Raw genomic sequence first — 23,259 nt, 5'->3', positions numbered from 1 at the left:
TTTTATGGACTTAATTTAGAAGCGATAACCCATTTTTAAACCATAGGCGATAGCGCTATTATTCTTAAAATCTGCTTGCTCTGCTGTGGATTGAATACCAGATATAGGCAGATGGTAAGTTCCATCTTCTGCAACAACATCACCGAGCCAAAAATATTTGATTCCACCTGCAATAAAGTAATGGGGTGTAGGGTTAAATTGTGCACCGAAACCAAATCCCCAAGAGCCTTTTGTTGGGTTTAAATTAGATGCAGGATCACCTGTGCCAGAGTCCCAACTGATTTCTGTTGATGCACTCCATTTTGGGGTGAATTGATGTCCAATTCCCAATGTAGTTGTCCACTGATCGTGCTGGTAGCTGTCTAAATCAAAGCCGTCGACATAAGTACCGTCACTGATGATTGAAGAGATATATTCGGTCAAAGCACCAAACTGGGTCGGGCGAATTTTAAACTCTTTCCAGTTAACCCAGCGCAGATTGGCATAGGCGAGGGTATTCGAAGCGATCCCTGTTTGAATATCGAGATTGACGGATTGAGGCGTAGAAATTTTTGTTTTATGTGGAAGTGTAGCTTCTAAAGGTTCACCAAAGACCGTTTCCGTGACGTGCAGTTTATGATCGATTTTAGAACGATAGGTGATGGCTGCTTTTAAAGCAATCTCCGGCTTTTGATAACTTAAACCTGTTAACCAACCCACTGCATGGTCTTCTTTAAATTTCGCATCATATCCATTAAAAAGAGGGCCATAGGCATTTCCTCGGAGTGAGACATCACCTTCTACCGATTGATAAACTGCACCACCGTAAAGTTGAAAGTTTGTGAATGGGCTGATACCGAGAAGCATACTGATATTGTGGGTATCCACGTTTACAGAAGTGCCTTGTTGGCTGAACTCATTATCTGAAAATGTATTATTAGGCTGCATCGGATAGTGAATGTCAGCACCGAACGGTTGATCATACAAAAGGCCAAAACTGACATGTTCGGTTAGCTGTAGTTTTAAGGCGGCATTGTAATATTGAAAGCTATTTCCCATATTACCAGTATTGAGATTCGTCGCATCGCTGACTAAATCGGGTCGGTTGCGAATTTTCCCTGAAATGTCTGGATCTACGCTGGCAATGCTGACTTCAGCATAATGTCCTGTTTCTAAAAAGGGCAGAATCGACTGGCCGGATTGATCCAGAGCAGATGCATGGATCAAGCTACAAGAGGATATTCCAAATATGCCAATCACCAATGGGCTGAGTTTCATGTAAGTCGTCCTTGAGAATTTTTGACTTGTAATCGCTATTGTTTGTCTTCTTGGCACTATGTTTTAGTTTTGGGTGACTTGATAAAAGTCACTCAACATTGAAAACCATGGTGTCCAAGCTCAAGTTAATCACTGAAAAGAATTAGAGAGTAGGGTTGTAAATGAGCATTCAAGGGGGGATTTTCGGTCAAAAGAAAGGACTTATTTTATAAATTGAACCTGTGAGAAATGAGTGACTTGATTGAGCTGTTGGCGAGTGTTGATCGCCTTGCATTAGAGTAGATGATGACGTCGTATATAGTGGACGTTGATGCAGTCTAAGTTGATGGCTTGATTTGATGTGATTAAGGAGCGTCGCTCTTATAGATAGTTTGTGGCGCGTAACCTTAGCAATAATCGTCAGATTTCGATCAAACGGACTGCCTTACAAATATATAAGACAGTCGCATTTTTATTTACCAATCGACGCGCTTTAATAAAATGTCTTTATACATTTTAAAGTCACAAACGAAACTGTAAAACGGATATGTAAATGTGGCTGGTTTATTATGTTCAAAAAAGAAATGACCGACCCAAGCAAATCCATAACCCACCACAGGCAAAGCCCAGAGTAGTTTTGCATTTTTGGTCATCGCCGCAGCCGCAGTAATCCCGATCACACAGGTGGTTCCCACAAAGTGTAAACGTCGGCAAGTGGGGTCTTCATGCTGAGAAAGATAGAAGGGATAGAATTCTTTTAAGGTTTTATAACGGCCATCACTTCCCTTAATTTGCACAGCAGGGCTTGCAACCAATGCAGCAGAAAGATGGGCATTATTCACCAAATCTTGCATATTGTTTTTAATTTGGGTTTGGGTATTCTGTAACATGTCCTACTCCTTTAGTGTTTACAAGGCGTAGTTTTAAACAGTAAACCAAAGATGGTCTTGAACGAATATGCTATCGCAAAGCAAGGATGCGAGTTTAGGGTTGGCGCACCAAAGTAAAATTTACACTTGGGATGGCGTCATTTTGTATGTGACTCATGAGCAGTTGAATAATGCCCATGCCCATTTTCCAGCACTTTTACAAATAGGCTTGGGCACACCTTTTGCGATCACTTTAGACGACCACGTACGTAGTTATCACGATATTGTGGTGATGGCACCCAATGTGATGCACAGTACTGATTCAGAGAATCAGCCTTATCTAGCGCTAATGATTGATCCTGATCATGCACTCTATGGATACTTGTATCCATTGCTGAATGGCGAACAAATTTGTTCTTTACCTGTCTCTTGCCTTTCTACGTTTCATTCACAGTTTCAAAAGTTGATCGCTGGGCAACTCAGTCCTGATGAAGCCAAACAATTGGTCTTAGCGCTACTGTCGACCTTAAACCCAAATCCGTTGCAAGTATTGCCATGGGATGCCCGCGTTTTACAAGCCTGTCGTTATATTCAACAACTTGTACCTCAGCAGATTCCTACAGTAGCTCAGGTTGCTGCATATACGGGACTGTCTGAGTCAAGACTGATGCACTTGTTTAGCCAACAACTAGGGATTTCCATGCGGCGCTACATTCTTTGGTTGCGTATCCGCTATGCCATCAAACTCTGGGCAGCAGGTCGGAGTTTGATTGATATTGCCTTGGAAGCGGGTTTTGCCGATCAGGCGCATTTTACCCGAACTTTACGCAGCATGGCTGATTTTGCACCCTCGATGCTGAAAGGCAAAACCATCTTCGTGAATGAGTCCATTAAAACACCATCGACGTCATAGCGTGTTAAGTTGCTTGATAGCACACGGAAATAGCAGAATCATTCAAGACAGGTTTCGCTATTTTACGAAGAATCAGTTTATGTTGAGAGAAGGACTTAAGCAGGGTTTGGCTTTTTCCTTCAAGCTCAATGTTAACTTTAATGGATAGAGATAATAGGGATAACAAATGACCAGTTTACATGCGATGAAAAGTCTAAAAGATGTCGTGTCCGAAAAAGAATGGGATGCACGTTGTCAGCTTGCGGGGTTGTACCGTCTAATTGCGCATTTCCGCATGACCGATTTAATTGATACGCATATTAGTCTACGTGTACCCGACGAAGACGGTCATTTTCTGATTAATCAATATGGCATTCCCTTTGAAAAAATGACGGCTTCGCATTTGGTTAAAATTGATTATGCAGGCAATATTATTGCGGATTATGATCAGGGGAAATTGGTCAATACCGCAGGTTTTGTGATTCATTCCGCGATCCATGATGCACGTAAAGATGTGCACTGCGTGATTCATACGCATACAGCAGATGGCATTGCAGTGTCTGCACAGAAACACGGTTTATTGCCTTTGTCTCAGCATGCTTTGAAGTTTTATAACAAAGTTAGCTATCACGAATATGAAGGGGTGGCGTTATTAACCGAAGAACGTGAGCGTCTCGTGAAAGACTTGGGGCACAACCGAGTCATGATTTTACGTAATCATGGTTTGCTATCGACAGGAGATTCGATTCAACGTGCTTTCCACGAGATCTATTTCCTTGAACGTGCATGCCAAGCGCAGATTAAAGCGATGGCGGGAGGAGCAGAGCTTCATCTTCCGTCTGAAGCTGTACGTCAACATACGGCTCAACAGTTTGAAAGTGAATTGATTGAAATGGTGATGCTGAAAGCATGGAATGCCGCGTTGTCTTTAATTGAGCATCAACGCGACGAATATTGTTCATAAGCCATTTAACCATTTTAATAAAAATCTCTATTTCTACGTAGAGGCTTTGATTATGTTGAGTTCTGCTGTTGAGCTAACACATTTTTGAGCGTTTCGAAAATACGCGGATCTACCGATTGTGCGACATTGAAGCGTAAGAAATTCTGTGCATTTAAGGATTGGCTAAATGCATTTCCTGGTGCTAAAACAACGCCGTGTTTTAAACACTCTCGCGCAATGAGCGCAGCATCGAAGCCGTCGGGAAGTTTACACCAGAGGAATATACCCGCCTGCGGGATCAACCACGGTTGAATATTCAAAGCTTCGAGCTGAGTGATGACTTTTTGCATTTCATGGGCAAGGCGTAAGCGCACTGTTTCCATATGCTTACGATAACCACTGTCTTTTAAGGCGATCAGTGCCATATCGGCGGCAAGTCGGCCTCCACCAAAAGAGGTGGCGATCTTTAAATCGATTAGATTTTCAATCCATTCATTTTTGGCCACGATATAGCCGCAGCGCAAAGAGGCTGAAATCGTTTTTGAAAAACTACTAACTTGAATGACACGATTGAGTCCATCAAAAGCAGCCAGTCGTGGGGCAGGGGTATGTTCAAAGTCGGCAAAAATATCATCTTCCACAATGACTAAATTGGTTTGATCGACCAGTTTAAGTAAGCGATGCGCCGTGACGGGAGAAAGCACTGCGCCAGTTGGGTTGTGTATGCCTGAGTTGGTGATATACAGCCGTGGTGAGTGTTCAGCTAAAACAGACTGAAAGATCTCCAAATCTGTGGGCCATGGGGAGTATACGGTACACTCACAATATTGATGCGATGGGCTTTGAGGAGCGCATGAAAATTAAAATAGCAGGGGTCATCGACAATGACAGTATCGCCAGCTTCCAATAAAAAACGACAGATCAAATCAATCGCTTGCGTGCCAGATTCGGTGAGCATGATGTGTTCAGTCGAAGCTTCAACGCCAATGTGGGTTAAACGACGAGAAATTAATTGTCGCAGTTCAGGATGTCCTGCTGCTGTTGCATATTCCACCAGTTCTAAGCTATCTGCTTTTGCCATGCTACGCAGAGCACGCCGAACACCTGTCTCATATAACCATTCGGGCGGTAACCAACCGCAAGCCGGCTTGAGTGTGCTGTGATCTGTATCTAAGGCTTGTCTAGAGACCCATAAAGGATCGACCTCTCTATCTAGCTTAGGCCCCATTTGGGTTAAAGCCAGTGGCGCGACGGGGCCAGACACATAAAAGCCTGATCCGGGTTTAGAAAGAATGATGCCTTCAGCCATTAAACGTTCATAGGCTTCGACAACGGTTGAAACAGAGACCTGCAATGTACGTGCTTGTTGGCGCACAGAGGGAAGGCGATGACTGGGGAGATAGGTGCGTGAGCTAATTTTGAGTTTAATTTCATCCATGACTGCATCAATTCGAGTTTGGCTGCGCATTCCATTTCTCCTAAACTGTATGGGCTTTTTATGCATAACAGTTTTTATTTATTGTACTGGATTGTATCTCGATTCAAACATGCGGTCTATGTTCAACTTAAGCGATTAAAGATAAGAGAATCACGCCATGAAACAGGCAACCAGCGGCTGGGTAAACGGATTAATCGGTGTCGCTATTTTTGCGGGGTCTTTACCTGCAACACGGGTCGCCGTTGCCGATTTTACGCCCATATTTTTAACCAGTGCACGGGCCACAATTGCAGCGCTATTAGGATTCTTTTTTCTGGTTTTACTTCGCCAAGCACGCCCGACCGCTTCAAACATACCTGCACTTGCAGTCAGTGCATTGGGCGTGGTCATTGGATTTCCACTCTTAACTGCTTTGGCCCTACAGCATGTAAGTTCTGCACACTCCATCGTTTTCTTAGGATTATTACCTATCAGTACTGCGATTTTTGCAGTTCTACGCGGAGGTGAACGCCCCAAGCCACTTTTTTGGTTGTTTTCAGTACTGGGAGCCATTTTTGTAGCGGGCTATGCTGCACTTGGAGAGACGAGTACCGCATGGAAAGGTGATTTATACATGTTGGCAGCAATTATTCTATGCGGACTAGGCTATGCAGAAGGAGCAAAACTTTCACGAACATTGGGTGGTTGGCAAGTCATTAGTTGGGCTTTACTGCTCTCGTTACCTGTGATGTTGCCAATAGCATTATTGAGCATGCCTATGTCATTTCAGCATGTCAGTCCAGCGGCATGGATGGGTTTAGCTTATGTTTCTGTCTTTAGCATGTTGCTGGGTTTTGTGTTTTGGTATCGAGGATTAGCACAAGGCGGCATTGCATCTGTTGGTCAACTGCAATTATTCCAACCCTTTATGGGACTTGCACTTGCCGCTCTATTACTACATGAAAGCGTGAGTTGGATGATGTTGGCCGTCACTTTGGCAGCCATTATCTGTGTGGCTGGGGCGAGAAAATATGCTTGAACATACGGCGTCCAATTTTATTTTGATGAAGTAAAAACTCTGAATGTCAGCTCTATATCGTCAAAGATACAATTTATCTTTGACGATAGAATCTTACTAAACACTATTGTTAAGTATCTATCTGTTATAAAAATCTGGTCTTGATTATCTTCTGTTCAATAAGTAGTGAGGTGTTTTTTATTCCTCGAATAAAATCTTGCTGTATAGCAACAATGCTGTATATAGTTTTAAACATAGACAGGTCAGGCGATGCTTAAATTCGCAGCATGTTGAGTGTTGATGATAAGTCTTCGGACATGCAGAGTGAAAAGATCACCGCTGAGACATCCTATCCGTACAGGCGTAGACCTTAGTGAATAAAATTAAAATAGCGTTAAATTGGCATGGATTGCCAACAACCAAGATGGGAACAAGATGAGTGCAGAAGTAGATTCACTAGGACTGGTTGGGCCTGTTGTACTGTTGAGTGCAGCGGTCATTGCCGTCCCTATTTTTAAACGTATTGGTCTAGGTTCGATATTAGGCTACTTAATTGCTGGATTGATTATTGGGCCGTTTGGTTTTGCCTTTTTTAACAATCCCACAGCTATCTTACATATTGCTGAACTCGGCATCGTGATGTACCTCTTTATCATCGGATTGGAGATGCAGCCTTCGCACTTATGGAGTTTGCGGAAAGAGATTTTTGGATTGGGCAGTTTGCAAATCCTTATTTCGGTCATTGCCTTAACGGGTATGGGCATGTTGTTTGGCTTTAGCTGGAAAATAGCGTTCATTGGTGCTGCGGGCTTTGTTCTGACGTCGACTGCGATAGTGATGCAACTGTTAAATGATCGCGGAGAGCTGCATCAACGACGTGGTCAAAAGATCGTTGCGATCTTATTGTTTGAAGACTTATTGATCGTTCCTTTATTGGCATTGGTTGCCTTTATGGCACCCAATCAAGTAGCGGAAAGCTCATCTATCGATTTACAAGGGATTGGCATCGGACTGTTGGCCATCGCTGGATTAATTGTTGCAGGGCATTGGTTACTCAATCCATTATTTAAAATTTTAGCTGCTGCTAAAGCACGTGAAGTGATGACTGCTGCGGCATTGTTGGTGGTATTGGGCGCGGCATTGCTGATGCAACTCAGTGGTTTATCCATGGCACTGGGTGCATTTCTAGCAGGAGTGTTACTGTCCGAATCGACTTTCCGTCATCAAATTGAAGCAGATATTGAACCCTTTCGAAGCTTATTACTGGGCTTGTTCTTCTTGGGCGTCGGGATGTCTTTAGACTTGGCAGTGGTCAGACAAAATTGGCCGCTGATTGTCAGTGGTGTAATTGCGTTGATGTTGACCAAAGCGCTGATGATCTATGTAGTCGCGCGTTTGACCAAGAGTAATCATCCCGAAGCTTTAGATCGTGCATTACTGATGGCGCAGGGGGGCGAATTTGCCTTTGTATTGTTTAGTGCTGCGACGACAGCCCAAATTATCGATAACACCATCAAGTCCAATTTAACCGCGATTGTCGTATTGTCTATGGTGCTAACGCCAATCATCGGCGTGTTATTTAAACGCTTTACCCTTGAACAGGATGAAAGCTCACTTGATCAGGTCAGGGTTGCCGATGGCTTAACGGGTAAAGTATTGATGATTGGGTTTGGTCGCTTTGGTCAAGTGGCCAGTCAGTTATTATTGGCACGGAGTGTGGATGTGACCATTATTGATAATGACGTCAACATGATCCAAAACGCGGAAAAGTTTGGTTTTGATGTCTACTATGGCGATGGATGTCGTTTAGATATTTTACATGCTTCAGGGGCAGATACCGCAGAAGCAATTTTAGTCTGTGTTGACCACAAAGAAACGATTAATAAAATTGTAGAGTTGGTGAATGCTGAATTTCCTTTGGCTAAGCTGATTGTTCGTTCCTATGACCGTGAACACGCGCTGTATTTGTCCAAGAAAAATGTCAGTCTGATGGTTCGAGAAACCTTTGAGTCTGCATTGGCTTTAGGTCAAATGGCCTTGCAGGAATTGGGCGCAAGTCAGGATGAAATTCAGCAGGTGAGTGATGATATCCGAGCTTTAGATAATCAACGTTTTGAAACGGAAGTTGCCGCTGATGATGTCAAAGCGGGCATAGGCATACAATATACGCAGCGCAACCCACGTCCGACTGCACCCTTGATTAAGCCACAACATACGGGGCAGTTGTTAAATGATGCAGAACTAGAAAAAACGAGTGAGGTAGATGATCGGACTTAAAAATGTGAGTTGCATCATCTTGAATAAAAAGTGGTCTATGACAGATCTCTTTTTCTGTTTAAGTATTTAAATACTCTAAGGTCGCACTGCAGTCAGTAAATTTATTCTTGAATGATCATATACATATATAAATCCAATTGATGAATGAACTATCTCGGTTAATCGGCTAACTTAAAACTTCAAAAGATGCCTAACTTTATTCGTAATCATAGGATTACACGCCAAAATTGCAATTAAGATAATAGAGATACCGAGAATACTGAACATGTCAGGAATCTCATGCCAAAAAATAAAGCCCCAAATCCCTGCAAATACGATGGCAATATAATTCATCGGCCCAATTTGCCCAGCAGGGGCTAAACTATAGGCATAAGACATAAACAGCTGACTAATGTTGGCTAACAGCCCTGCGGTAATCAGTAGGGCCAATTCTTTGAGTGTGAAGATACGCCAGTGCCAAAACATTGGAATAGATGAAATGAGCGTGCCAAAAATACAAAAATAGAAAACAATTCGTTCGGGTGGCTCGGTACTGGTCAGCGCACGTACAGTGACAAAGGCCATTGCGGATAAGAAGCAAGCACCTAGACCAATCACAGACAATGCATTAAACATCCCTTGATCGGGTTTTGCCACCAACAGCACCCCAATTAAACCGACAACTGCCGCGATAATCATGCCGAGACTTATTTTTTCTTTGAGAAAGAAGTAGGCAATCAGTGGAATAAAAATCGGTGAGGAGTAACTAAACACCATCGCATTGGACAGTTTTAGATGTGCAATGGCATAGAAAAAACCATACATTGCAGCTAAACCGACGACACTGCGCCAAGTATGCATCCACAATTTATCGGTTTTAATAAAGCTTAAACCCTGCTTAAACAGCATAGGAATAAAAATAAATAATCCGACAGCATTCCTAAAAAAGACCACTGTCGGATTATCTACCGTTTCAGATGCAAAACGAATGCACACGCCCATAATCGAAAACAGCAAGGCTGAAGTCATTAAACAGAGCAGTGCTTTACTCACAGCCGTTGAGGGCGATGATGTGTTTTGCATCATAAGATTGTGTTTCCGAGTACATAAACAGGTAAATAGAAGAATCAGCCGATTCCTCTACTTAGCTTATAAAGTTTAGGTCACAGGGGCAGGGTTAAAGACTGCAAGTGAATTATGAATTCCCCAGTGATCTGACCAAGTTTTCTTTTCACCGCTTGCAACTTGTAAAATGAGTTCAAATAACTCCCAACCCACTTGTTCAATGCTGCGTTTACCAATCGCGATATCACCTGCGCTAATATCAATCAGGTCATACCAACGGTTGGCAATGGTGTTACGGCTCGCCATTTTAATCACAGGAACTGCGGCTAAACCGTAAGGTGTGCCACGACCGGTGGTAAAGACTTGTACAGTAATACCAGACGCCATTTGTTGTGTACCACAAATAAAGTCGCTAGATGGAGTCGCAGCAAAAATCAGCCCTTTCTTGGTTGGTTTTTGTCCTGGTGCCAAGACTTCAACAATGGCAGAACTGCCAGACTTAGCAATTGAGCCCATGGCTTTTTCCACAATATTGTTTAACCCCCCCTTTTTGTTACCTGGGGTGGTATTGGCACTGCGGTCTACTTTACCTGCGGCGAGGTAGTCATCATACCATTGCATTTCACGAATGAGGTCTTTTGCAACTTGCTCATTTTCAGCACGAGGGGTCAATAAATGAATGCCATCACGGACTTCAGTGACTTCTGAAAACATCACTGTACCGCCGCAACGGACAATCAGGTCAGAAGCAAAGCCTACAGCAGGGTTAGAGGTAACCCCAGAGAAAGCATCACTACCACCACATTGCATACCAACGACTAAATTAGAGGCACAGACATCTTCACGTTGGCGTTGATTTAACTTTTCTAAATGATGTTCAGCTACAGCCAAAATATGGTCGATCATGCTTTGGAAGCCATTATGACGTTCATCTTGCAGTTGAATGATATCTTGGTCTTCGACAGGAATACGTTTGTTTTCAGCAGGAATATTCAATAAACGTTCAGGCTGCATTTTTTCACAACCTAAGCTGACCACCATCACTTCACCACCGAAGTTTGGATTGAGCGCTAAGTTATGAATGGTACGAATCGGTACAATCGCCGCAGGGGCATCAATCGCGACACCACAGCCATATAAGTGGTTGAGTCCGACAATACCATCGACATTTGGATATTTATGCAGTAATTCACGTTCTACGATTTTAACCACATGATCGACAATCCCTTCAACGCAGTTCACGCTGGTGGTAATTGCCAATAAGTTTTTGGTTCCAACAGAACCATCTTTGTTTTTATAACCTTTAAAGGTATAGCCAGAAAGGGGTTCAAGGCTTGGTGCAGGACGAGTCGCAAGTTCTAAAGAGTCTAAAGTTGGTGCTTCAGGCATCAGTGTAACCGCTTCATTGACCCATGAGCCTGCATTTAACGCTTTATTTGCATATCCAATAATTTCACCGTAGCGCACAATCGGATCATTTTCTTTCAATGTTGTTAATAAGACTTTATGTCCTTGAGGGACAGCTTCAACCAAAGTGATGTCTTGTGCTTCAACATAAGTTCCTTGTGCAAGACCACCATCGTTCACCACGATCGCGACGTTGTCTTGCGGATTAATTTTGATGAGTAGTGGTCTTTGTTGCATGATCGTTCCTTGTATTAAGTGGCAAACAGAGCTAGCTAGAAGATAGCCAGCTCTGGTAAAGCATGAAGCGGATGAATTAAGGTGTAGTGGTTTTCAGTTGGAAGCGTTCGATTTTGCCAACCATGAATAGATAACACAGCAGTGCGATCACAGCATGGATACCCACAAAGACTAAAGCATTATTGAATGAACCTGTTGAGCTGATGATGTAACCAATTACGATTGGAATCACAATTCCCGCGGTATTACCAAAGGTATTGAACAAACCGCCCGATAAACCGATCATTTCTTTTGGTGCGACATCTGACATCACCGCCCAACCTAAAGAACCAAAGCCTTTGCCAAAGAAAGCCAATGACATAAAGAAGATGATGGCAGTATGTGATTCCACATAGTTACAGATCACAATGCTGGTCGATAAGAATAGACCTAAAATAATCGGCAACTTGCGTGCGAAAGTCACTGAGTGATTCATTTTGATTAAGCGATCTGATACCAAACCACCTAAAATACCGCCAATAAAACCACAGAGTGCAGGTGCAACCGCAGCGAAACCAGCCTGCAAAATAGTCATATGACGTTCTTTTACAAGGTACACAGGGAACCAAGTTAAGAAGAAATAGGTTAAGCAGTTAATACAATACTGCGCAATGAATATCCCCAGTAACATACGCGAAGAAAGAAGCTGTTTAATATCGGCAAAAGAGGTCTTTTTCTTTTGCTGAGTATTATTTTTATCTTCACCCATATTTACCAAACCACCACCTTCTTTGATGTAGTCAAGTTCGGCAGGATTAATACTTGGATGATTGACTGGGCTATAAATAACTTTCAACCACACAAATGACATCACAATACCTAGACCACCCATGATCCAGAAAATAGATTGCCAGTGGACTTGTGCAACAAGCCAGCCCATGAATGGAGCGAAAATAACCGTTGCGAAATATTGTGCAGAGTTAAAAATTGCAGCAGCCGTACCGCGTTCTTTGGTCGGGAACCATGCAGCCACGATCTGACTATTTCCAGGGAACGCAGGGCTTTCCGCTAAACCAACCATAAAACGCAATAAAAATAAGACACTAATGACTGCGCCAGTGCTGCCGAAAATATCAGAGAAGCCAATAAGAACGGTGAATAATGACCATAAGAAAATACTGCCGAAATATACTTTTCGTGCGCCGTATTTATCGAGTAACCAACCACCTGGAATTTGTCCAATCACGTATGCCCAAGCAAACGCAGAGAAGATATATCCCATCGTCACAGAGTCAATACCTAACTCTTGTGTCATTGGTGAAGCAGCCATTGAAAGGGTTGCACGATCACCATAGTTTAATGAGGTGATAATAAAGATCATCGCTAAAATAAAATAGCGGGTCTTTTTGTGACTAGCCGTAGTAGCGGCAGCGGCACTTTGCGTTTGTAAATTTTCCATACACAAACTCTTCTATCCGTAACCTAATTTGTGCGCAATCAAATTAGAGTGACTTCATGTCTATTTAACGAAATAGGTATTTTTTCATCATGATTAAATACCGATTTCTTCCAAAATGCTCAAAGCAGTCTTTAAAGATGTATGACATCTTATGATTATTTTGGAATTGTTTGCAATTTGTTTTTTTGAAGTTTTGGGTTGTTGTTTATTAAACTATTGAAAATTAATAAATTAAATAAATTTAGAGGTATGATGACTGAGTGATTGGATTAAATTTGAGTTATTTTTATGCACCTAACAAAGTATTTTATTCTTTTTTAAAAGAGAATTGAATCATCAATTAGTTGAATAAGTATAGATTTTCTTGCTTTTGATGCATATTAGCGGCGCTTTTCGAGACTTTCGCACAAAAAAGATTGGACTTTTCAATTTTATGTTGTAGGATGTCAGACAACTTATAGATGACTACGGAGAGTTACAATGGAAGCAGTTGAGTTAAAGAGTATTATTTCTGACGGTTTACTTTCTTTCCCAGTAACTGACTTTGACAAAAATGGCGATTTTAACAAAGCAACCTATGCAAAGCGTTTAGAGTGGTTAGCACCTTACGGTGCAAGTGCACTTTTTGCTGCAGGTGGTACAGGTGAGTTTTTCTCATTAACGGGCAATGAATATTCTGAAGTCATCAAGACTGCTGTGGATACTTGTAAGGGCAGTGTGCCGATTATTGCAGGTGCGGGTGGTCCAACTCGTCAAGCGATTGCACAAGCGCAAGAAGCTGAACGTTTAGGTGCTCAAGGTATTCTTTTAATGCCACACTATTTAACTGAAGCGAGCCAAGAAGGTTTGATCGAACACGTTAAACAAGTGTGTAACTCTGTAGACTTCGGTGTAATTTTCTATAACCGTAGCGTATCTCTTTTAAATCTTGATTCATTACAACAATTAACAGAAGCATGTCCAAACCTGATTGGTTTCAAAGACAGTTCTGGTCAAATCGACATGATGACAGGTATTACGCAAACTGTAGGTGACCGTTTATCTTACTTAGGTGGTTTACCAACTGCTGAAGTATTTGCTGCACCTTACAAAGCATTGGGCTGCCCAGTGTATTCATCTGCGGTATTTAACTTTATTCCAAAAACGGCAATGGAATTCTATAACGCAATTCGTGCCAACGACACAGCTACAACTGATCGTTTAATCAAAGATTTCTTCTTGCCATTAATCCAAATTCGTGACCGTAAAGCAGGTTATGGTGTAAGTATGATTAAAGCGGGTGCGAAAATTAGTGGTTATGATGCAGGTCCTGTACGTCCACCATTAAGTGATTTAACTCCGAAAGACTACGAAGATTTGGCTGCATTAATTGCAACTTTAGGTCCGCAATAAGTTTAGAAATTTAGGCATTGGAGTTTATTCATGGCAATTAATAATGGTAAGCAATTTATCAATGGTCAGCGTGTCGCAACACATGCACCTGCAATTGAAAGCATTAACGCAACTGACTACCAACTGACGGGTTATGTCTACAGCCAAGCAACGCTTGAAGAAGTGGATGCTGCTGCAAAAGCTGCAGATGCTGCCTTTGCTGTATATAGCCAAACGACACAAGAGCAACGTGCTGAATTTTTAGAAGAAATTGCAGTGCAGATTGAAGCTTTGGGTCCAAAGCTTCAAGAAGTTGCATCGTTGGAAACAGGTTTACCTTTGGCTCGTTTGCAAGGTGAAACAGGTCGTGTAACGGGCCAGTTGCGTTTATTTGCTCAGTTGTTACGTCGTGGCGATTTCTATGGCGCACGTATTGATCCTGCATTGCCAGAACGTAAGCCAATGCCTCGCGTTGACCTTCGCCAATGCAAAGTGGCTGTAGGTCCTGTTGCAGTATTTGGTGCAAGTAACTTCCCATTGGCGTTTTCTACCGCTGGTGGTGACACGGTTGCAGCTTTGGCTGCGGGCTGTCCAGTCGTGTTTAAAGCTCACTCAGGTCATATGGCGACTGCGGAACTGGTTGGTGAAGCGATTGAAAAAGCCATTGTGAACTGTGCAATGCCAGCGGGTACATTCAATATGATCTTTGGTGGTCGTATTGGTGCAGATTTGGTGGCACATCCACTGATTCAAGCAGTAGGTTTCACGGGTTCTTTGGAAGGTGGTATGGCGCTATACAATATTGCGCAAAACCGTCCTCAACCCATTCCTGTATTTGCCGAAATGTCGAGCGTGAACCCAGTTGTGGTGATGCCACAGGCATTAGCTGCACGTGGTGCACAAATTGCACAAGACACGGTTGCTTCATTTAACATGGGTTGTGGTCAATTCTGTACCAAACCGGGTTTAATTTTAGGCGTGAAAAGCCCTGAGTTTGATCAGTTTGTTGCAGGCTTAATTGCACATACACAGCAAGCTGTGCCACAAGTGATGTTGAATCCAGATACTTTAAAAAGCTATCAACAAGGTGTTGCTGAGTTAAAAACCGAAGCTGGCTTTGAATTGATTGCTCAAGGTCAAGAAGCGACGTTGATTTCACAAGCATCAGCGAACTTGTTCCAAGCAGACCAAAGTGTGTTATTGGCAGGTAATGCCAAATTACAACACGAAGTGTTTGGTCCAATGTCAATTGTGATTGCAGTCGATGATGAAGCAACGCTGTTACAAGGGCTAGAGCAACTTGCAGGTCAATTGACGGCAACCATTATTGGTGAAGATGCTGAATTAGCAACGGCAGCTCAATTGTTGGCTTTGTTTACGCGTAAGGCGGGTCGTGTGTTGTTTAACGGCTTCCCAACAGGGGTAGAAGTGTGTGATGCCATGGTACATGGTGGTCCATTCCCTGCGACAAGTGATGCGCGTGGTACTTCGGTTGGTACGGGCGCAATTGAACGTTTCATGCGTCCAGTGTGTTATCAAAATACCCCACAAGCTCTGTTGCCAGCAGCGCTTAAAGATGAAAATCCATTACAAATTAATCGTTTGATTAATGGTGAATTGACTAAAGCAGCACTTTAATTCAATGGATTAAACAAAAGCCACGCTGTGATTGATCATGGCGTGGCTTTATTTAGGACAGTATTCTATGGAAAGTTTTAATTGCAGTAATGCTAAAGCGCTGTTGTCCATGATTATGGATAAAGCAGTCGCGGGTGATCCTGTCGAAATCACCAGAAAAGGCCGAGAGTCTGCGGTCATGATCAGCAAGGCTTCCTATGAGGCTTATAAAAAAGCAGAATTTGAGGCGAAATTTCCAAAACAGTCCGAATCTTACTGAAGGCTTGGGGCTTCAAAATATAGTGCCCGAGCATGTCAGGCGTGTATTTCCTTTTTTGAATAAACAGTGTTAGTTTGAATGGCAGGATCAGACTGATATGATGTATCCCCACTCCCGATAACAACTGAAGTCCAAACAACTTACTATAGGACTATTGGGTCGGGTTATAGTAAACTAAGTCTCTAATTTTCCAATATTTGGTGAGTCTCTTTCATTATGTCTAGTGCGATTAAATCTAGATCAACAAAAAAATTAAGCCAAATCATCGTCGCGCAATTGATTGAAAAAATTCAATCAGGAGACTTTACGGTTGGAGAAAAAATTCCGACAGAACTTGAACTGATTGAACAGTTTGAAGTGAGTCGTTCGGTTATTCGAGAGGCTATTACCGAATTACGTTCTCTCGGTTATGTCGAGACCCGTCATGGCATTGGTACTTTTGTCAAAGAACATTCTATTGAACAAAATTTTTTACTTTCAAATGCCAGCCTAGAAACCATCAATGACATTGTGGCCTTACTGGAATTGCGGATTAGTTTGGAGTCAGAGGCAGTATTTCTTGCTTCGGAACGCCGTAAACAAGTGCATATCGATAAAATGAAAGTAGCACTGGATGACTTTGAAAAGCATATTTCGTCTGATGTGAATGACGGTACAGTGAAAGCTGATTATGACTTTCATATTGCAATTGCCGAGGCATCTGAAAATCAATATTTTGTTGATTTTCTGAAATACTTAGGTGAAAAAATTATTCCGCGCGCGCGAGTAAAATCCATTGAACACAGCCCTGTGAATCGTGAAGATTATTTAAAAACAGTACACCATGATCATGTCAATATTTTCAATGCGATTGTAGATCAAGATGGACTTTTGGCGCGTCAAATGATGCGTGCTCATCTATCAAAAAGCATTAAAAAGTTTAAGCAATAGTTTCGGACTTAACGACGATTAAAGTTCTGATATAAAAAAGCAGCATGACTTAATTCGAGTCTGCTGCTTTTTTATTGATACAAAGCCTATTGAGGTATGATGTATTTAAACAAGATTTTGTTCTACACCTTGCATATTTTGATTGATATTACTTTGTAAAATGTCAAATAAACGTTGTTGTGCTTCGTCTGTACCCCAAGCAATATGCCCAGTAATCATGACATTGGCATGCAGGCGTTGCAGTTGGAGTAGCGGATGGTCATCGGCAGGCGGTTCCTGATCCAATACATCAGCACCAAAACCTGCAATTTTTTTGCTTTCAATTGCTGTAATCAGATCGGCATCATGCACTAATCCACCACGTCCGACATTAATTAAAATACTTTTGTCTTTCATGAGATTGAGTACAGCTGCATCAATCATATGTTGAGTTTCAGCATTTAACTCACAGTGTAAAGACAGAATGTCTGCTTGTTGTATAGCTTGCTCAAATGGCACATATCCATCACGGCATTGCGCCGCATTTTTACGCTCACTAAAAATGACTTTCATGCCAAATGCTTCGGCTTTTTGCGCTAGCGATAAGCCAATTTCACCTTTACCCATGATGGTTAGGGTCTTGTTTTTAAGTTCACCCATTGGGGCAGCAAGATAAAATGAACTGTTGCCATTTGACCAGAGACCTTGTTTAACGCCATCAACCTGTTGAGGAAAATTTTTAATTAAATTAATCATTAAGGTAAACGCATGTTCGGCAACGGCATCGCCTGCATAGCCACGGATATTACAGACCTGCACACCATGTTGTTTGAGCAGAGGCAGATTGACGTGGTTAAAGCCAGTTGAGCAGAGTGCGAGGAGCTTTAGATTGGGGTTGTTGGCTAAAACTTGTTCGTTAACATTTAAATCACTAATGATAATGACATCTTGATTATGGACTTGTGTTTGAAACTGTTCTTGATCGAGTTGCTGAAATTCGCTGTATTGCACAGGAAAATCGAATTGAAATGCTTGATCAATTAAGACATATTTTTCGGCACAGGTTACTTTGAGAGTCGACATAAGAAAGTATTCAATATAAAACTGGATATAAGACATCATATGTCATCTGGGTGCTGATTTCTATATCACATCATTATACGCAGGGCAGTTGCGCATCTTTCAAGCCACTTTTTGATTTCAATTCGGTGAGTTTTTAGGAAGGAGAGGGGCCTGATACTGCTCTAATCAAGGCACTCATCAAGAAAAAATACCAAGAAATCGATACGTATTTCTTGGTATTTATCTTCGCTACATGAATGGTCTTAAACATGAAGCTAAACATCAAAAAGCATGAACAACTCAGCTCAAACAAGTCCAGTTTTTAGTTAAGTATTTAAATGCTCTAAGGTTGAAATAAAGTCCGTAAATTTCTCACCTTGAATCACCACATGCGCTTTCAGCAAGGCCTCAGCTTCTTGTTCATGACCTGAAAAAATGGCCTCTAAGATTGCGCTATGCTCTGAAAATGAATGATTCATTCGATGGTTAACGCGGAGTTGTAGGCGACGGTAGGGGTGCAAACGTTTGTGCAAGGTACATGCTTGTTCAATTAAAAAGGCATTATGACTGGCTTGATAAATGGCAAAGTGAAATAAACGGTTGGCCTCATAATAATTTTCTGAGTCGTTCTGATTTAAATAGTCTTGGCATAACTGATGTAAGCGCTGTAATTCTTGCTTTTCTTCAGGTTGAATGCGCCGTGCTGCTAAACGTCCACACATGGCTTCTAATTCAGCCATCACCTCGAACATTTCACAAAGGGTAAGTGAATTAATGGCTGGAATAATTGCACCACGACGTGGGCGAATTTCAACTAAACCTTCAGCGGCCAATAGCTTTAATGCCTCACGAATCGGGGTGCGTGAAGCACCATAGCGGTCGCAAAGCTCTTGTTCATCTAGCTTAGTCCCAGGTAGGAAAAAGCCATAAATAATATCATCCTCTAACTTTTTACTAATTTGAATAGAAAGAGGAAGTTCCGCAATTGAAGTCATACATCACCAAAAATTGTATACAATTTATGTTTATTTGAGTACAAAGCATTGTACACTGGATACAGATAAGCTATAACTATAGCAAATTATAAGTCAGATTATTAGAAGCGCTGCATGATCCAGGGAGGATTCAGCAATGATTATTTACGGAACAGCCATATTGGCAGTCTGCCATTTACTTGGTGTTTATCTAGGCAATGCCCTCGGGATTGCCCTTGGTGTCCAAGCCAATGTAGGTGGTGTGGCCATCGCCATGATTTTATTAATTCTATCGAAGGAACTGTTAGCTAAACGTGGGCACTTACCACAAGTGACTCAATTTGGTGTGTTGTACTGGTCAGGTATGTATATCCCGATTGTGGTTGCCATGTCGGCAGGTCAAAACGTAGTTGCTGCTATGTCGGGCGGGATGTTAGGTCTGATTGTTTCGCTTGCATCTTTGATTGGTACCGTCTTGGTGATTCGTTGGTTGAATAAATCCAGTGGCGATTATGACAGCTATGAATGGGCTGTAGAGCAGACTGAAAAAGCCGCTTAAGGACAAGGGTGTTGTCATAACACGAAATAACAATCAGTTGTACGGTTACAAGGAAGAAACGCAATGGAAGAAATAATTACGGTTTTTACCAAAAATTCCCTCGTCGCGGCGCTCGCAGTGACTGGGTTGATGATGTATGTGTCGCATCTTTTGTCTAAATATCTTACCAAAGGGAAGTTACAAAGCTCAGCCATTGCCATCACTATGGGGTTAGTCTTGGCTTATTTTGCAGGGATTTATACTCAAGGTGAAAAGGGCATTTCAGATATCGCTATTTTCTCAGGTTTTGCTTTACTCGGTGGTGCCATGATTCGTGATTTGGCCATCGCATCAACGGCGTTTGAAGTCGACGTCAAAGAAGTGAAAAAAGCAGGAAAAGTGGGCTTGATCGCGCTTGCACTGGGTTGCGTGATTCCATTTTTGATTGGTGCAATGGTGGCCTGGTTGATGGGCTATAAAGATCCCGTTTCGATGACCACGATTGGCGCAGGTGCGATGACCTATATTGTTGGACCAGTAACAGGTTCAGCCATTGGTGCAAGCTCAGAAGTGATTGCATTATCAATTGCAATTGGTTTGATCAAGGCGGTGTTTTTCATGGTGGGTACGCCGTTGTTCGCAAAATTTATGTATCTCAAAAGTCCACGTTCTGCCATGGTTTTTGGTGGAATGGCGGGAACGACCAGTGGTACAGCAGCAGGTTTGGCAGGAACTGATGTGCGTTTAGTACCCTATGGTGCATTGGTCGCAACCTTCTATACCGGTCTTGGTTGCTTACTTGGACCCTCTGTATTTTTTCTCACAATTAATGCCATCTTCGGCTAAGCACAGCATAAAGGTGACCCTATGAACCAAATGGTTAAGACGCGCTTATGGGATAAGCAGCGCACCCGTAGACAAGAAAAGTTGAATCTTGCCAAAGAAAAAGGCTTTGCAAAACAAGTTGAGCATGCTCGGGTGATTGAACTTTTGGAAACGGTAATTTCCAGTGGTGATCGCGTTTGTTTAGAAGGTAATAACCAAAAGCAGGCCGACTTTTTGTCAAAGAGTTTAAGTCAGTGTAATCCAGAGGTGGTTCATGACTTACATATCGTGCAGTCAGTATTGGCTTTACCCAGTCATATTGATGTCTTTGAAAAAGGCATTGCTTCTAAGGTCGATTTTTCCTTTGCAGGCCCACAAAGTTTACGTCTAGCACAATTGGTTCAGCAGCAAAAAATCAGTATTGGTTCGATCCATACTTACCTCGAGCTGTATGGGCGTTACTTTATCGATCTGACGCCAAATGTCTGCCTGATTACGGCACATGCGGCTGACCGTGAGGGCAACCTTTATACAGGTGCGAATACGGAAGATACGCCCGCGATTATTGAAGCGACAGCATTTAAAAGCGGTATTGTGATTGTGCAGGTTAATGAAATTGTCGATAAGTTACCGCGTGTCGATGTACCTGCGGATTGGGTCGATTTTTATATCGAAAGTCCCAAGCATAACTATATAGAACCTTTGTTTACCCGTGATCCTGCACAAATTACCGAAGTGCAAATTTTAATGGCGATGATGGTTATTAAAGGTATTTATGCACCATATCAAATTCAACGTTTAAATCATGGTATTGGTTTTGATACCGCGGCGATTGAATTGTTACTGCCTACCTATGGGGCATCCTTAGGACTAAAGGGACAGATTTGTACCAATTGGGCTTTGAATCCGCACCCGACTTTAATTCCTGCCATTGAAAGTGGATTTGTCGAATCGATTCATAGCTTTGGTTCTGAAGTGGGGATGGAAGATTATATTAAAGAACGTCCAGATGTGTTCTTTACAGGTAGTGACGGCAGCATGCGCTCCAATCGTGCTTTTAGTCAAACTGCGGGTTTATATGCCTGCGATCTCTTCATTGGTTCGACTTTACAGATTGATTTACAAGGCAACAGTTCAACCGCAACTGTAGACCGTATTTCGGGTTTTGGTGGTGCACCGAATATGGGTTCTGATCCGCACGGGCGTCGTCATGCCAGTTATGCCTATACCAAAGCAGGCCGTGAAGCAGTGGATGGCAAACTCATTAAAGGTCGCAAACTGGTGGTGCAAACCGTTGAAACCTATCGTGAGCATATGCATCCCGTTTTTGTCGAAGAACTTGATGCGTGGCAATTGCAAGAAAAAATGGACAGCGAACTGCCACCTATCATGATTTATGGTGAAGATGTCACACACATTGTGACGGAGGAAGGGATTGCCAACCTGTTGTTGTGTCGTACACCAGAAGAACGCGAGCAAGCCATCCGTGGTGTTGCAGGTTATACCCCTGTTGGCATGAAACGCGATACGGCCAAAGTGGATGAGTTACGCAAGCGTGGGATTATTCAACGCCCAGAAGATTTAGGCATTGATCCCACCCAAGTCAGCCGTGATTTGTTGGCAGCAAAATCAGTAAAAGATTTAGTTAAATGGTCAGGTGGTTTATACAACCCGCCAAGCCGTTTCAGAAATTGGTGATCGACATGGAAAAATTAAAATTTGAATTGCAATCAACACCGCTGAGCGCTGAACAAGCGGCAGTCATTTGTGGTGTGGTTGGTTCTGGAAATTTAGAAGTTTTGGTTTCACAGCATGATCAGGCGGATATTTGTCAGATTGAAGTCACGACATCAGCCGTCGGTTTTCAACATGTTTGGCAGTCTGTACTGAACGAGTTTGCACAACGTCATGCGGTAGCAGGGCTTAAATTTCAGTTAAATGATATGGGCGCGACCCCAGCGGTGGTGAATCTACGCTTAAGCCAAGCAATATCTATGTTTAAGGGAGTATAGAACATGGATCAAGTGATGCTCAAAAATAGTTTTTATGAAAAAACCGCACGTGCGCGTATTCAAGCGGTCGTCGATGCTCAGAGTTTTAATGAAATACTCAAACCGGCTGAAATTGAAGTTAGCCCACACCTGTCTGCTTTGGATATTCCAGGTAGTTTTGATGATGGCGTGATTATTGGTACAGCGCGTTTAAACGGAACACCAGTGCATATCATGGCTCAAGAAGGTCAATTCATGGGTGGGGCTGTGGGTGAAATCCACGGGGCGAAAATTGTCGGTCTCTTGCATAAAGCCATTCAAGATCAAGCGCAAGCGGTACTGTTTTTTGTCGACTCAGGTGGTGTGCGTCTGCATGAAGCCAATGCAGGTCTCATTGCCATTTCCGAAATTATGCGTGCCATGTTGCAGGTAAGAAATGCAGGCATTCCCATTATTACCGTGATTGGCGGAACCTGTGGCGCTTTCGGTGGGATGGGCATCAGTGCCTGTTTGAGCAGTGCCATCATCATGACGGAAGAAGGGCGTTTGGCACTGTCTGGCCCAGAAGTGATTGAAACAGTGAAAGGCGTAGAAGAATTTGACTCGAAAGACCGTGCTCTGGTTTGGCGCGTTACAGGCGGTAAACATCGTTATTTACTGAACCATGTACAGGCTTTGGTCGAGGATGATATTGCAGATATTCGTGATGCGATTTTAACGCAACTAGACGCCAAAGCTGCTCCTTTAAACTTAGAACAATTATTGCAACAGCAGCAACAGCTTGAGCAGCAGTACCAACGCTGGTTTGGTAAAAATGATGGTTTACAGATTTGGCATGACATGGGAATTTCACAGCCAGAAAAAATTCCGATGTTGTCTGCCCATGAAGTTGTGTTGTTAAAGCAAGGATGAGC

20 protein-coding genes and 1 pseudogene are annotated in these 23,259 nt (G+C 42.5%); 13 read left to right on the top strand and 8 right to left on the bottom strand.

The genetic code is table 11. From position 1 onward, the window contains the following. Nucleotides 1-15 precede the first annotated feature (15 nt). Together AC0KVP_RS12795 and AC0KVP_RS12790 are read right to left on the bottom strand one after the other, a co-directional pair. Nucleotides 16-1,257: an OmpP1/FadL family transporter gene (locus AC0KVP_RS12795; RefSeq protein WP_473337114.1), complete on the bottom strand. Its 1,242-nt coding sequence runs from the start codon at nt 1,255-1,257 to the stop codon at nt 16-18. A 455-nt stretch (nt 1,258-1,712) separates the two neighbouring features. Further along, nucleotides 1,713-2,126: an Mpo1-like protein gene (locus AC0KVP_RS12790; protein ID WP_346311890.1), complete on the bottom strand. Its 414-nt coding sequence runs from the start codon at nt 2,124-2,126 to the stop codon at nt 1,713-1,715. Between the two features lie 67 nt (nt 2,127-2,193). On the opposite strand from AC0KVP_RS12790, the gene AC0KVP_RS12785 reads away from it, so the two are divergent. Together AC0KVP_RS12785 and AC0KVP_RS12780 are read left to right on the top strand one after the other, a co-directional pair. Then, nucleotides 2,194-3,018 carry a helix-turn-helix transcriptional regulator gene (locus tag AC0KVP_RS12785; RefSeq protein WP_473337112.1) on the top strand — a complete coding sequence of 275 codons (825 nt, stop codon included), beginning with the start codon at nt 2,194-2,196 and terminating at the stop codon, nt 3,016-3,018. A gap of 166 nt (nt 3,019-3,184) precedes the next feature. Further along, nucleotides 3,185-3,961: a class II aldolase/adducin family protein gene (locus AC0KVP_RS12780; RefSeq protein ID WP_004696021.1), complete on the top strand. Its 777-nt coding sequence runs from the start codon at nt 3,185-3,187 to the stop codon at nt 3,959-3,961. Between the two features lie 50 nt (nt 3,962-4,011). Here the strand turns inward: AC0KVP_RS12780 and AC0KVP_RS12775 are convergent. Continuing rightward, nucleotides 4,012-5,408, bottom strand: a pseudogene (locus AC0KVP_RS12775) (aminotransferase-like domain-containing protein). A gap of 127 nt (nt 5,409-5,535) precedes the next feature. Between AC0KVP_RS12775 and AC0KVP_RS12770 the strand changes: the two are divergent. Next, nucleotides 5,536-6,396, top strand: coding sequence for a DMT family transporter (locus AC0KVP_RS12770; protein WP_473337109.1), 861 nt, complete (start codon nt 5,536-5,538; stop codon nt 6,394-6,396). Between the two features lie 414 nt (nt 6,397-6,810). Continuing rightward, the gene (locus AC0KVP_RS12765; RefSeq protein WP_473337108.1) at nt 6,811-8,652 is read left to right on the top strand and encodes a monovalent cation:proton antiporter-2 (CPA2) family protein; all 1,842 of its coding nucleotides are present in this window, start codon (nt 6,811-6,813) and stop codon (nt 8,650-8,652) included. A gap of 171 nt (nt 8,653-8,823) precedes the next feature. Here AC0KVP_RS12765 and AC0KVP_RS12760 read toward each other — a convergent pair whose 3' ends face one another. The 3 genes from AC0KVP_RS12760 to AC0KVP_RS12750 all read right to left on the bottom strand — a co-directional run bounded on the left by AC0KVP_RS12760 (nt 8,824) and on the right by AC0KVP_RS12750 (nt 12,778). Continuing rightward, the gene (locus AC0KVP_RS12760; RefSeq protein ID WP_336955658.1) at nt 8,824-9,714 is read right to left on the bottom strand and encodes a DMT family transporter; all 891 of its coding nucleotides are present in this window, start codon (nt 9,712-9,714) and stop codon (nt 8,824-8,826) included. 75 nt (nt 9,715-9,789) lie between these two features. Continuing rightward, on the bottom strand, nt 9,790-11,340 hold the full coding sequence (gene garD / locus AC0KVP_RS12755) for a galactarate dehydratase (protein ID WP_473337106.1): 1,551 nt from the start codon (nt 11,338-11,340) through the stop codon (nt 9,790-9,792). A 76-nt stretch (nt 11,341-11,416) separates the two neighbouring features. After that, nucleotides 11,417-12,778: an MFS transporter gene (locus AC0KVP_RS12750; protein ID WP_473337104.1), complete on the bottom strand. Its 1,362-nt coding sequence runs from the start codon at nt 12,776-12,778 to the stop codon at nt 11,417-11,419. Between the two features lie 480 nt (nt 12,779-13,258). Here AC0KVP_RS12750 and kdgD point away from each other — a divergent pair, with 480 nt between their 5' ends. The 4 genes from kdgD (at nt 13,259) to AC0KVP_RS12730 (ending at nt 16,976) form a co-directional block, all read left to right on the top strand. Further along, a complete protein-coding gene (gene kdgD / locus AC0KVP_RS12745; protein ID WP_168158477.1) occupies nt 13,259-14,170 on the top strand; it encodes a 5-dehydro-4-deoxyglucarate dehydratase in 912 nt (303 codons plus the stop codon). Between the two features lie 30 nt (nt 14,171-14,200). Further along, entirely contained in the window at nt 14,201-15,787 is a 1,587-nt protein-coding gene (locus tag AC0KVP_RS12740; RefSeq protein WP_473337102.1) for an aldehyde dehydrogenase (NADP(+)), read from the top strand. Between the two features lie 67 nt (nt 15,788-15,854). Beyond that, the gene (locus AC0KVP_RS12735) at nt 15,855-16,046 is read left to right on the top strand and encodes a type II toxin-antitoxin system Phd/YefM family antitoxin (RefSeq protein ID WP_004981514.1); all 192 of its coding nucleotides are present in this window, start codon (nt 15,855-15,857) and stop codon (nt 16,044-16,046) included. 216 nt (nt 16,047-16,262) lie between these two features. Next, nucleotides 16,263-16,976 carry a FadR/GntR family transcriptional regulator gene (locus AC0KVP_RS12730; RefSeq protein WP_168158475.1) on the top strand — a complete coding sequence of 238 codons (714 nt, stop codon included), beginning with the start codon at nt 16,263-16,265 and terminating at the stop codon, nt 16,974-16,976. Nucleotides 16,977-17,081: 105 nt separating this feature from the next. Here AC0KVP_RS12730 and AC0KVP_RS12725 read toward each other — a convergent pair whose 3' ends face one another. Together AC0KVP_RS12725 and AC0KVP_RS12720 are read right to left on the bottom strand one after the other, a co-directional pair. Beyond that, complete coding sequence (locus AC0KVP_RS12725) at nt 17,082-18,038, bottom strand: NAD(P)-dependent oxidoreductase (RefSeq protein WP_473337098.1); 957 nt, start codon at nt 18,036-18,038, stop codon at nt 17,082-17,084. 305 nt (nt 18,039-18,343) lie between these two features. Next, nucleotides 18,344-19,012: a GntR family transcriptional regulator gene (locus AC0KVP_RS12720; RefSeq protein ID WP_062035309.1), complete on the bottom strand. Its 669-nt coding sequence runs from the start codon at nt 19,010-19,012 to the stop codon at nt 18,344-18,346. 136 nt (nt 19,013-19,148) lie between these two features. Between AC0KVP_RS12720 and madL the strand changes: the two genes are divergently transcribed. The 5 genes from madL (at nt 19,149) to AC0KVP_RS12695 (ending at nt 23,257) form a co-directional block, all read left to right on the top strand. After that, nucleotides 19,149-19,550, top strand: a complete 402-nt coding sequence (gene madL, locus AC0KVP_RS12715; RefSeq protein WP_062035311.1) for a malonate transporter subunit MadL — start codon at nt 19,149-19,151, stop codon at nt 19,548-19,550. 63 nt (nt 19,551-19,613) lie between these two features. Next, a complete protein-coding gene (madM, locus tag AC0KVP_RS12710) occupies nt 19,614-20,375 on the top strand; it encodes a malonate transporter subunit MadM (RefSeq protein WP_062035313.1) in 762 nt (253 codons plus the stop codon). 21 nt (nt 20,376-20,396) lie between these two features. Then, on the top strand, nt 20,397-22,052 hold the full coding sequence (gene mdcA / locus AC0KVP_RS12705) for a malonate decarboxylase subunit alpha (protein WP_183173284.1): 1,656 nt from the start codon (nt 20,397-20,399) through the stop codon (nt 22,050-22,052). A gap of 5 nt (nt 22,053-22,057) precedes the next feature. Next, nucleotides 22,058-22,366, top strand: a complete 309-nt coding sequence (gene mdcC, locus AC0KVP_RS12700) for a malonate decarboxylase acyl carrier protein (protein ID WP_062035317.1) — start codon at nt 22,058-22,060, stop codon at nt 22,364-22,366. A gap of 3 nt (nt 22,367-22,369) precedes the next feature. Further along, entirely contained in the window at nt 22,370-23,257 is an 888-nt protein-coding gene (locus AC0KVP_RS12695) for a biotin-independent malonate decarboxylase subunit beta (RefSeq protein WP_473337091.1), read from the top strand. Nucleotides 23,258-23,259 lie beyond the last annotated feature (2 nt).

This window comes from Acinetobacter sp. DL27, assembly GCF_055810995.1.
The sequence above is the reverse complement of the archived record's forward strand: the minus strand, read 5'-3'. Positions and strand labels throughout refer to the sequence as shown.